Annotated in this window: 11 protein-coding genes; 5 read left to right on the top strand and 6 right to left on the bottom strand. The window is 35.7% G+C overall.

The genetic code is table 11. From position 1 onward, the window contains the following. The 5 genes from dagF (at window position 1) to ACLBWW_RS05890 (ending at window position 4,382) form a co-directional block, all read left to right on the top strand. Complete coding sequence (gene dagF, locus ACLBWW_RS05910; protein WP_044793624.1) at window positions 1-756, top strand: 2-dehydro-3-deoxy-phosphogluconate aldolase; 756 nt, start codon at window positions 1-3, stop codon at window positions 754-756. Continuing rightward, entirely contained in the window at window positions 749-1,765 is a 1,017-nt protein-coding gene (locus ACLBWW_RS05905) for a sugar kinase (RefSeq protein ID WP_098642132.1), read from the top strand. Before dagF ends, ACLBWW_RS05905 begins: the two co-directional genes overlap by 8 nt. Further along, window positions 1,765-2,490, top strand: a complete 726-nt coding sequence (locus ACLBWW_RS05900; protein WP_098088832.1) for a GntR family transcriptional regulator — start codon at window positions 1,765-1,767, stop codon at window positions 2,488-2,490. The genes ACLBWW_RS05905 and ACLBWW_RS05900 overlap by 1 nt, the downstream gene beginning before the upstream one ends. Window positions 2,491-2,689: 199 nt before the next feature. Then, window positions 2,690-4,015 carry a gluconate permease GntP gene (gene gntP / locus ACLBWW_RS05895; protein WP_447613931.1) on the top strand — a complete coding sequence of 442 codons (1,326 nt, stop codon included), beginning with the start codon at window positions 2,690-2,692 and terminating at the stop codon, window positions 4,013-4,015. Window positions 4,016-4,184: 169 nt separating this feature from the next. Next, window positions 4,185-4,382, top strand: a complete 198-nt coding sequence (locus tag ACLBWW_RS05890; RefSeq protein ID WP_001290407.1) for a YjcZ family sporulation protein — start codon at window positions 4,185-4,187, stop codon at window positions 4,380-4,382. 50 nt (window positions 4,383-4,432) lie between these two features. On the opposite strand, the gene ACLBWW_RS05885 is transcribed toward ACLBWW_RS05890, so the two are convergent. From ACLBWW_RS05885 to ACLBWW_RS05860, 6 genes are all read right to left on the bottom strand, one after another. Beyond that, on the bottom strand, window positions 4,433-6,406 hold the full coding sequence (locus ACLBWW_RS05885; RefSeq protein WP_098131964.1) for an FtsX-like permease family protein: 1,974 nt from the start codon (window positions 6,404-6,406) through the stop codon (window positions 4,433-4,435). Beyond that, the gene (locus ACLBWW_RS05880; protein ID WP_000393249.1) at window positions 6,403-7,155 is read right to left on the bottom strand and encodes an ABC transporter ATP-binding protein; all 753 of its coding nucleotides are present in this window, start codon (window positions 7,153-7,155) and stop codon (window positions 6,403-6,405) included. Before ACLBWW_RS05880 ends, ACLBWW_RS05885 begins: the two co-directional genes overlap by 4 nt. Before the next feature lie 20 nt (window positions 7,156-7,175). Continuing rightward, window positions 7,176-9,131, bottom strand: coding sequence for an FtsX-like permease family protein (locus ACLBWW_RS05875; RefSeq protein ID WP_447613930.1), 1,956 nt, complete (start codon window positions 9,129-9,131; stop codon window positions 7,176-7,178). A gap of 73 nt (window positions 9,132-9,204) precedes the next feature. Continuing rightward, entirely contained in the window at window positions 9,205-11,178 is a 1,974-nt protein-coding gene (locus ACLBWW_RS05870; protein WP_048541116.1) for an FtsX-like permease family protein, read from the bottom strand. 94 nt (window positions 11,179-11,272) lie between these two features. Then, window positions 11,273-12,295, bottom strand: a complete 1,023-nt coding sequence (locus ACLBWW_RS05865) for a sensor histidine kinase (protein WP_048541114.1) — start codon at window positions 12,293-12,295, stop codon at window positions 11,273-11,275. Between the two features lie 2 nt (window positions 12,296-12,297). After that, window positions 12,298-12,993 (bottom strand): response regulator transcription factor, encoded by a 696-nt coding sequence (locus ACLBWW_RS05860; RefSeq protein WP_000276736.1) that lies wholly within the window; start codon window positions 12,991-12,993, stop codon window positions 12,298-12,300. Window positions 12,994-12,996: the final 3 nt, after the last annotated feature.

Raw genomic sequence — 12,996 nt, 5'->3', positions numbered from 1 at the left:
ATGACAAACATTCAAAAACGTTTTTATAAAGGCCGCGTAGCATTAAATGTATTAGCGAACAATATCGAAAATGCGAAAGACATTTTTGAGGCAGCAGAAGGTTATGTAGTAGTCGGAGTGTTATCAAAAGACTACCCAACAGTAGAAGAAGCCGTTACAGCGATGAAAGCATACGGAAAAGAAATTGATGACGCAGTATCAATCGGACTAGGAGCTGGAGATAATCGCCAAGCGGCAGTTGTAGCAGAAATTGCGAAACATTATCCTGGTAGCCATATTAACCAAGTGTTCCCTTCAGTTGGAGCGACACGTGCAAATCTTGGCGGAAAAGATAGCTGGATTAATAGTTTAGTATCTCCAACAGGAAAAGTAGGGTACGTAAATATTTCTACTGGTCCAATTAGTGCAGCTGGAGAAGAAAAAGCAATCGTTCCAATTAAAACAGCGATCGCACTTGTACGCGATATGGGCGGAAATTCATTGAAATACTTCCCAATGAAAGGGCTAGCTCACGAAGAAGAATATCGCGCAGTTGCGAAAGCTTGTGCGGAAGAAGGATTTGCATTAGAGCCAACAGGCGGAATTGATAAAGAAAACTTCGAAACAATTGTACGTATTGCGCTTGAAGCAAACGTAGAGCAAGTGATCCCGCACGTGTACTCTTCTATTATTGATAAAGAAACTGGCAATACGAAAGTAGAAGATGTTCGCGAATTATTAGCAGTCGTGAAGAAATTAGTTGATCAATATGCGTAAGAAAATTGCAGCATTCGGCGAAGTAATGATGCGCCTGCAAGTACCAGGATATGAGTTATTGTCGCAAGCTAACACATTAAATTACTCCTTTTCTGGTACAGGTGTGAACGTTGCAGCAGCACTTTCTCATCTCGGACATGAAGGCTTTCTTATTTCAACTTTACCGGAAAATTCTGTAGGGGATGCTGCGGTATCACATATTCAAAAGTTAGGCATTCGGGCACCGTTTATTTCAAGAGGCGGTAAATATGTCGGCATGTACTTTTTAGAAAATGGATTTGGAGCACGTGCAAGCCGCGTTACATATTCAAATCGATTAGAAAGTAGCTTCAATACGGCATGTGAAGACATGTACCAATTTGAAGAAATCGCAAAGGAAATTGATATCGTTCATTTTTGCGGCATTACACTTGCGATGAATGATACGGTGCGCCATCATATGAAATCTTTAGCGAAAGCAGTGAAAGAAAACGGAGGTACTGTCGTTTTTGATTGCAACTATCGTCCATCTCTTTGGGGAGAAGACGGATATGAGCAGGCGAAATCGCATTATGAAGAAATGCTAGCTCTTGCTGATATCGTTATGATGAACGAAAAAGATGCAATGTTCGTTCTTGGAATGAAAACAGAAGAGACGGAGCGAGAAGCACAACTTATTGATCTTATTCCAAAAGTGGCTGAAACATATCATATCGCTACAATTGCTGGTACACATCGCTCTATTAATAGCGATAATACACACTCGCTTCGCGGGTTTATATGTAAAGATGGTGCGTTCACTTTTGCAAAAACACTTACGTTTTCTGTATATGATAGAATAGGTGCTGGAGATGCTTATACGAGCGGAATTATTCATGGCGAGATAGAAGAGTTTGCACCAGAGAAAGCTGTTTCATTTGCGTCAGCAGCTGGAATGCTTGCACATACAATCGTCGGTGATACGCCAATGTCATCAGAGAAGGATATACTTCGGGCAATGACGGCATCAGTAGGTGATGTAGAAAGGTAGTGGGTGTAACGGTGAACGTAACGAGGAAAAAAGGACCATTATATTTACAAATAAAAAATATTATTCGTGATCGAATATTGCATGGTGTATATGCGATTCATACGAATATTCCTTCCGAACCGCAGTTAGAAGAAGAGTTCAAAGTGAGCAAAATTACAGTGCGTAATGCGATTAAAGAACTTGCTCAAGAAGGATATTTAGAAAAGAAAAGCGGTAAAGGAACGAAAGTTATCCGCAATACTTCTGCGACAAAGTTGTCAAAGGGTAAGAAATTTACAGAAGTGTTAGTGGAAGAAGGATATAAAGTACAGAAGAAATTGCTCAAAGCAGAAATCGTTCATAATGAAGAAGGAACGGTGCCATTTCGATTATTCGGTAAGGAAAGTTTTCGTATCGAACGTTTATATACGTTACATGATGCACCGTATATTCATTATACGCACTATTTCTCGGCACACATGGCAAGTACAGATTTATCGGACTTTGACTTGCAATCGCTTTACGATTTAGTGGAAGACCGAGGTATACATTTAGAAAACTTCAGAGATGAATTCGCTGTTGGGCTTGCGCCTAGTTTTGTTGCAGAAGCGTTAGGTGAAAAAGAGGGGACAGCGCTATTAAAACGTATGCGCTATTCTTACGATGAAGTTGGCGAAGTAATTGAATATAGCGAAGGCTACTACAATACAGAAATGCAGCATTATGTAGTAAATTATGACGTATAAAAAAGAGGGAGTTTCCCTCTTTTTTTATCCCGCGTTAACGGACAGTAAAACTCCCACCTCAAAATTCAGTTGGAGCAAAGAAGTTAGGTGGGAGATCGACTGTCCATAAACGTCCGATTGGTTCAACTAATAATCAGTGGGGGATGAACAAAACCCCCACTGATTAAAGTTTCACTTTATAAAGTAAGGGGAATGGGAGATGGATATATACTTATTAATCGTCACATTATTTGCAATCGCGATTGTTATTTTAGGGGTATCATGGTGGAAATGGCATGCATTTATTAGTTTAACAGTTGCGAGTTTATTTTTAGCTATCATGTCTGGATTGAATTTGACGAAAATAGTAACTGCCTATGAAACTGGTGTTGGTAGTGTACTAGGGCATTTAGTTGGTATTTTAGCTCTCGGAACAATTTTAGGAAAAATGATGTCCGATTCAGGGGCCGGCATGCAAGTGGCAGACTTCTTTATTCGATTTTTCGGTGTAAAGAAACTACCTTGGGCTATGTTATTTGCAGGATTTGTTATAGGGATTCCGGTATTTTTTGAAGTGGGGATCGTCATTTTATTACCACTTGTTATTTCCATTCGAAAAACGACGAAGCAAAATATATTATTAATTGCGTTACCTGTTATTGCTGGATTATCTATTGTTCACGGGCTCGTGCCACCACATCCAGGGGCGATGACAGCAATCGGTATTTATAACGCGAGCTTAGGAAAGGTACTTTTATATTCATTAATTATCGCGTTACCAACAGCCATTATCGCAGGACCGATATTTGCAAATTGGGTACATAAAAGGGTTATACCTGAAAATGAACCAGAGCTTATTCGAGTTACGACTGTCTCAACTGATTTACCGAGTCGTAAAGTTTCATTCTTTATTATTTTATTACCAGTTGTATTGATGATTTTATCAGTAGTCGCACCATATATTTCATTACTGAAAAAGATAACTGAATTTTTCGTCTTTATAGGAAGCCCAGTAATCGCTTTACTCATTTCATGTTTTGCAGCGTTTTATTTACTTGGCATGAGACAAGGCATTAATAAAAAGATGATTAAAAAATTAACAGACGATAGTTTATTACCGGTCGGTTCTATTATTTTAATTATCGGTGCAGGCGGTGGATTTAAACAAATATTAATTGAAAGCGGCGTTGGAACAGCGATTGCGCAAATGGCAGAACATATATCGTTATCACCAATTGTATTAGCTTTCATGGTAGCTGGATTAATTCGAATTGCAACAGGTTCAGCGACAGTAGCATTAACGACAGCAGCAGGGATTGTTTCACCAGTTATTCAGCACATGTCAGGTGTAAATTTAGAATTGCTCGTTATAGCAACAGGTGCAGGATCATTAATGTTTTCTCACGTAAATGATGCAGGATTTTGGCTTGTAAAAGAGTATTTAGGATTAACGGTGAAGGAAACGTTTAAAACGTGGACGGTGTTGGAGACATTGTTATCATTTATTGCATTTGGCTTTGCGCTTTTATTAAATATGTTTATTTAGAAGATACCTTAACTGGTATCTTTTTTTTGATGAAGCCCATTTCCAAAAACAAGCCCGTTTTTAGGTAAGCCAAGCTTCCTATTCGCCCTGAAAACATACTATAAATGGAATCCCCTCATTTAGAGCAAGGTGAACTTGTTATGAATGATACTAAAGGAGGAATAGAGTAATGAGCGAAAAGTGTGAACACAGACATGATGATTGTAACCGCAGAAACCATGGTTGCGGAGGCGGTTTTGCGCTTCTAATCGTATTGTTTATTTTATTAATTATCATCGGTGCTAGCTGCTTCGGCGGAGGCGGAGGCGGTTGTGGTTATGGTGGTTACGGCGGTTATGGCGGCGGCTATGGTGGATATTGCTGCTAATTAAAAACTATTGAAAATAGCCTTGTGCATTATGCACAAGGCTATTTTATTCATATTTTTATATGCTGTGATAATTTATTAATGTACAGAGAACGGATTAAGAAGAAGAAAATGATCTCAATAATCCCGAATAAAGTGAGTACGATTAATGTCTCTTTCAGTAATGAGAAAGAAAACATGCTTTGTAAAAACTTAATGGCGAATATTGTATGAATACCAGCAACAATATAAGGAACGAAAAATAATATTCCTAATTGAATCGTTGCAGAACGAAACATTTCTGATTCTGTTAAGCCAAGTTTTGTAATCGTAATATACTTTTGTCTTTCAGTTGTTAAGTCGTTATACATACGGAAATATAAAACACTAGCCGCACCGATAAAGAAGATAAAGCCAAGAAATGCCCAAATAAAGAATTGAGCAACTGCATTTCCTTTACCGTAAATGAGTTCATCCGTAGCTGTATATATGAAGAAAGGAACTTGAGCGTTCTCTTCTGTATGCTTTTCGTAGAACTTACGTGCATCACCACTAATAACACGTAACATATTTTTTGTTGGAACGATTGCATTTTCCCAGTTTTCTACGAAGTAGTTATAGATTACGGTTGTTTCAATATGAGGAATCATATTATCAAATACATAATCTTGTACGACAGCTAAATGTGGGAATGCAAAGGATGGTTCTATTCCCTTATTAATAAACCCTTTAATATGAAATTCTTTTTTATTAGATCCAAGTGTAATCGTATTATGCTTTGCAAATGGATTAGATACGAGATTGAGAAGTTCTGGTGAGTGGCGAGAAATAATATACACTTGTGTAGAATCAAGTGTTATTTCCGGTCTTTTCAATTGTTTAGCAATTGCGTTATAATCACTCATCTTCATAAGCATAATGTCTTCTTTTGAAGCTGTATCTTTTACTACTGTAAACTTATATTTTCTGTACTGAAAATTATTATTTGTAAGCTCAGTTTCAATTGTAGTAATATGCTTTTGTTCAAGGGAATTGTCACCTTCTGATGTATAAGTGAAGGGGACGGGATATCGTTCTAGTACCGATGCTGTTGTATTGTTATTAGCAGCGAATAAACCAATAATAATTGTAAATGCAAGTGCAGATAGCATAGAAACGATAAAGAGTACATTAATATTACTACGGGTACGAGAAACTAAATCTGAAATCCATAACATATTTATTTGTTTCAAATAAAACTTTCTTCGTTTCTTTAAAATATAGATGAAAAGAAGAAATGTTTGTGAAAAGAATAAATATGTCCCGACTACTACGAGTGGCAAAATAGATAATATAATAAAGAAGACAGATCCATTTTGGGCATTTTTATCTGTTACATATCCTTGTGGATAACCGGCGATATAATAGCATAGCCCTAAACAGATTAAAGCGAATAAAGAAATGAGTATAGATGGTCTTTTTTCAGCTTTCATTTTTTTGTTACCTTTAATGAGCTTCGCTGTTTTACGAGTACGAATAAACATCGGTGTAAATGTAGAAACGATTAAAAATAAAATGATAAACGTTACGGTTGTAACGATAATCGCTTCGGTTGGCCAATATAAATAGAGGCCTTTCGCACCTGTTAATTTCGAAGTGACTAATAAGAAGAAGTTAGAAAATACAAGGCCACCTTGAATACCGATAAAGATAGACAGTATCCCGATCATCATGTTTTCAGTAAATAACAGTCTTTTTAATTGTCTTTGTGAGATACCAAGAATAGTGAGTATCCCGAATTGTTGCTTTCGTACATTAAAAAATGATCCAACTGAATATAAGAGAAAGAAGAACGAGAACAAAACAATAATAAACTGTGCAGTACTAGCCGAATTCATAAGAGGATCTCGTTCTTGAAAACCTTGTACACTTTGTAAACGTGGATGGAACGCATATACAGTAAATGAAAAGAAAACCATGATAGAAAATGCGCTGCTTACAAAATAAGCGAAATATGCTTTCGAATTACGCGAGACATTTTTAAATGCAAATTGCCAAAATGTCATCCACGTCTTCCTCCTAATAAAGCTAAAACATCTAATATTTCTTGATAAAACTTCTCGCGATATAGTCCGCGGTGAAGTTCATTGTAAAGCTCTCCATCTTTAATGAAAATGACGCGGTTACAATAACTTGCTGCGAACGGATCGTGCGTAACCATTAAAATTGTTGCATCTTCTTCTTTATTCAATTTCGTAAATAACTCCATTACATCGATTGCTGCTTTTGAATCTAAGTTTCCCGTTGGTTCATCAGCAAGTAGAAGTGAAGGGTGATGAATAACAGCACGAGCTACTGCGGTACGCTGTGCTTGTCCCCCAGAAACTTCAAAAATACGTTTATCCAAAATATGATCAATTCCAAGTTTCTTGGAAATGTTATCAAGCTTTTCATCCATTTCCTTTAATGGAATATTATCTAATGTTAAAGGTAGTACGATATTTTCACCGATTGTTAGTGTATCTAGTAAGTTGAAGTTTTGGAAAACAAATCCTAACTCTTGGCGGCGGAAAATAGCTAACTTCTCTCTACGAAATGTGTGCGGTTTTTTTCCGTTAATCACGACATCACCAGAAGTAGGGGAATCAATTGTAGAGATAACGTTTAAAAATGTAGATTTACCACTACCAGATGGCCCCATGATAGCAACAAATTCCCCCTTATCTACATGTAAATTTATATTTTTCAAAGCAGTATGAGGGACTTTTCCTTCATACACTTTTGAGACGTTTTTTATGTGTAAAACTTCTTCCATAGTAATCACCTTTCTATCCTTTAAAACTTAATGTGTTGTGATAATTTTTGCATATAAAAGGAACGAATTAAAAGGAAAAATAAAATTTCAACCGTTCCAAAAATCATCAGTACGACTGTAATCTCAGCGAAGAACGAGAGATGTAAAACTTCTTGTAGCATCTTTGTCGCAAACATCGTATGGATCGATGCCATAATGTATGGGACAAAGAACAGAATCGCAAGTTGAATTGTAGCAGATCGTTTCATCTCGGCTTCTGTTAAACCGATTTTTGTAATCGTCACATACTTTTCTTGCTCATTTGTTAAATCTGTATACATCCGGAAGTAAAGAACACTGCCAGCACCGATAAAGAAAATAACACCTAAGAAAGTACCAATTAAGAAGAAGGAAGCGACATTGAGTTTAGTTGTGTATAGAGAATCACTTGCTTCACTTGCATGGAATGGTGGGTGCTCAGCCTTAATCGCTTCATTATCATTATCAATTTTTGTTATAAATTCCGAACCGATGTTATGTGCTTTTTCCCAATCGTTAACTTTAAAGTTATATACACTCATCTGTTTTGAAACCGATGATAATGCCTCTACATTTTCATCAGATAATACGAGTAATGTTGAGACTAAGCTGTTTGGGAAAGGATTATAATTTTTATATTCTTTTACTTGTAGCTGTAGGCTGTTTTGAGTAAGTGTAAGAATATCTTTCCTGTCTGTATCATAAATTGTGCCAATGAATTGATCATCTATGTCTTTCATAAGGATATAAGATTCATTATTTTTTACGTTGAGATGTTCCCAGTTTAACGCCTTAGCAAGTATATTGTAATCACTTTGTTTAATTGCATAATAGAGCTTTGGGTTCTCTTCAGCCGAAGATACTTCATATATATCCGTTTTAAATTGTTTATAAGTAAATTGTTCTTCGTTAAATTTTTGTTCTAACCAATTCAAATGTTCATCCGCCAACGTATTTTCAGTATGTGATAAATACGTAAAAGGAAAAGGATTTTCCCTTATTGCATCAAACTTTGTGAATTTCCCAAAACCGTATAAGAACGTAATCATAGTGAAAGCGAGTGTTGATAGCATCGCTACAATAAAGAGCATGTTAATATTTGTCCGAATGCGAGCTGCTAAATCAGAAATCCAAAGCATATTAATACGTTTCATATAAAATTTTCTTCTCGTTTTTAATATACGAATGAATAAAAAACTAATTTGTGAAAAGAAAAAATATGTTCCAGCCGCAACGAGTGAAGGAATGACAAATATACTGGTGACGGCGTACAAAATTCCAATTACGTCGCCAAGCGATATGAAATATAGCGGATTTGCTGCTAGTACGTATCCAGATATTAAACATGTCGCACCAAATAGAGAGATGAGCACGGATGCTTTTCTTTCTTTTTGCTTTGTTCCTTCTTTTAAAAGACGTACAGCCTTTCTCGTCCGAATGAGCATCGGCGTAAAAGATGAAACGAGAATGAAGAGTCCAAGAAAGATGATCATAGTTAAAATAATAGCACTCGTTGGCCAATATAAATATAAACCAGGTACATGTGTAATTTTGGCGGTAACTAGTAGAAAGAACTGTGAAAAGACAAGTCCAAGTTGAATGCCGAAAAATATGGAAAGAACACCAATTAGCATGTTTTCTAGAAATACAAGTCTTTTTAATTGTTTTTGAGATATACCAAGTACTGTTAAAATCCCAAATTGTTTTTTTCGTACTTTTAAGAAAGTACCGATTGAATATAGTAAAAAGAAAAACGAAAAGAAAACAATAACAACTTCTGAAATTGTCATTAATATGTTCAGAGCAGCATTCACGCCTGTCATATGCAATTTAGGATGAAATAAATAAACCGCAAACGAGAAAAAAATTGCAATGGAAAATGCACTACTTACAAAATAGGCGAAATAAGCTCTGGCGTTCCGGGTTACGTTTTTGAATGCAAACTGCCAAAATGTCATTCACCTGAACCTCCTAATATAATGAGCATGAAAAAGGAGGGAAGAGATCCCACCTTCTCATGTAATAACTTTTTTAATGTGTATTAGTATATTGTGATAATTTTTGCATATAAAGCGAACGAATGAATAAGAAAAAGATGACTTCAACTACTCCAAAAATAATAAGAACTGCTGAAATTTCTTTGAATAGTGATAAAGCAATTACGTCTTGAAGCATTTTTGTTGCGAACATTGTATGAATGGACGCCATAACGTAAGGAACGAAAAATAAAATGCTAAGTTGAATGGTTGCAGATCTTTTCATCTCTGCATCTGTTACACCGATTTTAGAAATGGTTACATACTTTTCTTGCTCGTTCGTTAAATCAGTATACATTCTGAAGTAAAGAACGCTACCTGCTCCAATAAAGAAAATGACACCTAAGAATGTCCCGATTAGGAAGTACGCGGCACTACCAGATGTGATTCTGTATAATGAATCTGCTGATTCATAGGAGCGTATAAGAGGGCCTTCGTATTGGAATTCCTGTCGATCTTTTTGTATTTTTTTCATAAAATCATCAGCAATTTCATAAGTCTTTTCCCAATTTTGTACGTTATAATTGTACGCTGCTACGTGCTTTGTTGTATTTGGTAAGTTGTTTATAACAGTGTCAGGTAAAATTAAAGTTTGGTATGAAAAGTTAGATGGGATGGCCCCTGCTTGTTCATAGCCCTTTACTTGTAATTGCGTATTTGTGCTAGAAAGTGTAATAGACTTTCTATTGTAGCTTGGCTCAAATTCGCTGAATAAGGTTACATAAGCGCTACCTGTTAAGACATATGCTTCAGTATCATTCATGAATAGTTGTTTCATTCGCAGGGAAGCTGCGAGTTTATTATAGTCACTTTGTTTCATTGCATATATGTCATTATAAGCTGTTATGCCTTCATCTTCTTTCAGTGGTGTTTCATATAAATCAGCTTTTATTTTTTTATAAGAGAAATTCTCTTTTCGTAATTGTTGTTCAAGCCAATTTAAATGATCATTCACAAAAGGATTTGCGTCATAAGAAAAATAAGAGAATGAAAAAGGTGAACTTCGCGTAACTTCTAGCTTTGTAAACTTTCCCACTCCATATAGGAACGTAATCATTGTGAAAGCAATTGTAGATAGCATTGCTACAATAAAAAGCATATTAATATTCGTTCGGATGCGGCTTGCTAAATCCGAAATCCACAGCATATTAATCCGTTTCATATAAAATTTTCTTCTTTTCTTTAAAATATAAATAAGTAAGAAACTAATTTGAGAAAAGAAAAAATATGTTCCGATTGTAACGAGCGTTGGAATCACGAAAATACTTGAAACCATATATATAACGCCTACTTGCGAGTTTATTGAGAAGAAATATTTAGGATTTCCAGCTAAAATATAACCACTTAATAAACAGATAGCACCAAATAGAGAGATAAATATGGATGGTTTTCTTTCCTTTTGTTTCCTACCATTAGTTTTTAAAAGGTTTACCGTCTTTTTCGTACGAATTAGCATGGGTGTAAATGAAGATACAGCGATAAAGAGACCAAGAAACACAATCATTGTTAAAATGAAAGCATTCGTAGGGATATATAAATATATCCCTGGTAGATGTGTAATTTTCGCTGTTACTAATAAGAAAAACTGCGAGAAGACAAGTCCAAACTGCATACCGAAAAAGATAGATAAAATACCGATTAACATATTTTCCATAAAAACGAGACGATGTAATTGCTTTCTCGATATTCCTAAAACGGTCAAAACTCCAAATTGTTTTTTTCGAACTTTTAAAAACGTACCAATGGAATATAGTAAAAAGAAGAAAGAGAAAAATACAATTACAACTTCTGAAAATATCATTAATCCTGAAATTTCAGCGGTCATGCTAAAGTTTTGTAATTTCGGATGGAATAAGTAAACAGCAAACGAAAAGAAAACAGCAATGGAAAAGGAACTACTTACAAAGTAAGCAAAATAAGCTCTCGAGTTGCGCGTTACATTTTTAAATGCAAATTGCCAAAATGTCATAATATGTACCTCTCGCTAGAAGGTAAATATGTAGTTTTATTGCAAAAAATGTATGAGAGTAAGTTCTCATACATTTTGCTAGCATATGTTCCGATCATGCTTCGGCCACCTTCTCCGTAGTTTCTGCTTGATTATTTGCAGCGTTGTGGAAGATGATTTTAATCGTCGTTCCTTTACCAACTTCAGAATCTAGTTTGACAGAGTGACCTAAATAATCACAAATTTTACTTACAATATAAAGTCCCATACCAGTAGATTCTCCGAATGCGCGACCATTTTTCCCAGTGTAAAACGGTTCAAATACTCTTCGAATATCTTCTTGCGGAATACCAACACCTTCATCGCGAACTTCTAAAATAATATCTTTTCCGTTTCGGTAAGCAGATAGGAATACTTTCTTTCCGCGCTCACCAGAGTAACGAACGGCATTTGTCATTAACTGATAAATAATGAATTTTAGCCATTTCGCATCCGAAGCAACTTTTAAATCGGAATGAACTTCTAAAACAGGGAAGACGCCGTTTCGAATGAAGAGTTCTTTTAATCCATTAATATTTTTTGTTACCGCATCTTTTAATGAAATCGTCTCAACATGGAAATCTTCATGGAAGTTATTTAACCTTGCCATATATAAAGCCATATCGAGCCCTTGATTTAATCGTTCTAATTCTTTTTTGAATTTCGGAATCAAATGTTCATCTTCCATTTCGAGCACCATAAGCTGCATAACAGAAACAGGTGTCTTCATTTGATGCACCCAGTGGTTAATGAATAATTGATGTTCTTGTTGTTTTACTTCATACGATTGTAGTTCTTTTTGGAATAGACGATATTGCGTGCGCACGAGTTCATTTACACCGTGAGGCATCGGAGCAGTCGCTCTTTCAATAAACGCATCTTCCATTTTCTCTGGTTGTTCACTTAATCTATGGTACATTCTACGATTGCGAACGTAACGATAAGCGAGGAAACAAATGAATAAGTATAAGCTTAAAACGATGAAGTAAAACTTATTATTTTGGAATCCATCTACTGCATCATAAAGAACGAAAATGATACCGAAGTTTAATACATATAGTAGAAAAAATGCAAAATGATCACGTAAAAATAGCTTCATGCTTATTCACTCCAAGTTGCGTTAAAACGATACCCAAGTCCACGTACTGTTTCAATAGCATTTTCAATACCAAGCTCATTGAACTTTTTACGAAGACGCGTAATGTTTACGTTTAATGTATTTTCCTCAACGAAGCTTTCGTCATCCCATAGGGCAGCTAATAAATCTTCACGGCTCGCTGTACGAGGGAATTTTGATAATAACATTTCTGCTAAAATTGCCTCTTTCTTCGTTAAAAGAACTTGCTCAGCACCGAAATGAATTTCTGGGCGTTCTGGGAATAATTTTAGTCCTTCTACTTCAACGATACGTTCAGAAATATTTGGCGCATAATCACCGTAAATACGGCGTAATTGACCTTTAATTTTCGCCATTACAACGTCGTAGTGGAACGGTTTTGTAATATAATCATCCGCACCGCTTTCAATCGCCATAATTTGTTCCATCTCGCCAGCACGCGCTGAAATGAAAATAATTGGACAAGTAGATTCATGACGAATTTGGCGACACCAGTAGAAACCATCGAATTTCGGTAAGTTTACATCAAGTAAAACAAGATGTGGCTTCACAGCGTTAAACGATTCCATAATATCATCGAAATTCTCCGCAACAACAGCTTCATAGCCATATTTTTGAATGTGAGATTGTAGTAATGATGAAATATTTGGATCGTCTTCAACGATTAAAATTTTGTACATATG

The organism is Bacillus sp. M5A3_1b, from assembly GCF_053345335.1.
The sequence above is the reverse complement of the archived record's forward strand: the minus strand, read 5'-3'. Positions and strand labels throughout refer to the sequence as shown.

Coding starts and splice junctions, on each gene's coding strand:
- dagF (WP_044793624.1), top strand. CDS start 1: ATGACAAACATTCAAAAACGTTTTTATAAAGGCCGCGTAGCATTAAAT.
- ACLBWW_RS05905 (WP_098642132.1), top strand. CDS start 749: ATGCGTAAGAAAATTGCAGCATTCGGCGAAGTAATGATGCGCCTGCAA.
- gntP (WP_447613931.1), top strand. CDS start 2,690: ATGGATATATACTTATTAATCGTCACATTATTTGCAATCGCGATTGTT.
- ACLBWW_RS05890 (WP_001290407.1), top strand. CDS start 4,185: ATGAGCGAAAAGTGTGAACACAGACATGATGATTGTAACCGCAGAAAC.
- ACLBWW_RS05885 (WP_098131964.1), bottom strand. CDS start 6,406: ATGACATTTTGGCAATTTGCATTTAAAAATGTCTCGCGTAATTCGAAA.
- ACLBWW_RS05880 (WP_000393249.1), bottom strand. CDS start 7,155: ATGGAAGAAGTTTTACACATAAAAAACGTCTCAAAAGTGTATGAAGGA.
- ACLBWW_RS05875 (WP_447613930.1), bottom strand. CDS start 9,131: ATGACATTTTGGCAGTTTGCATTCAAAAACGTAACCCGGAACGCCAGA.
- ACLBWW_RS05870 (WP_048541116.1), bottom strand. CDS start 11,178: ATGACATTTTGGCAATTTGCATTTAAAAATGTAACGCGCAACTCGAGA.
- ACLBWW_RS05865 (WP_048541114.1), bottom strand. CDS start 12,295: ATGAAGCTATTTTTACGTGATCATTTTGCATTTTTTCTACTATATGTA.
- ACLBWW_RS05860 (WP_000276736.1), bottom strand. CDS start 12,993: ATGTACAAAATTTTAATCGTTGAAGACGATCCAAATATTTCATCATTA.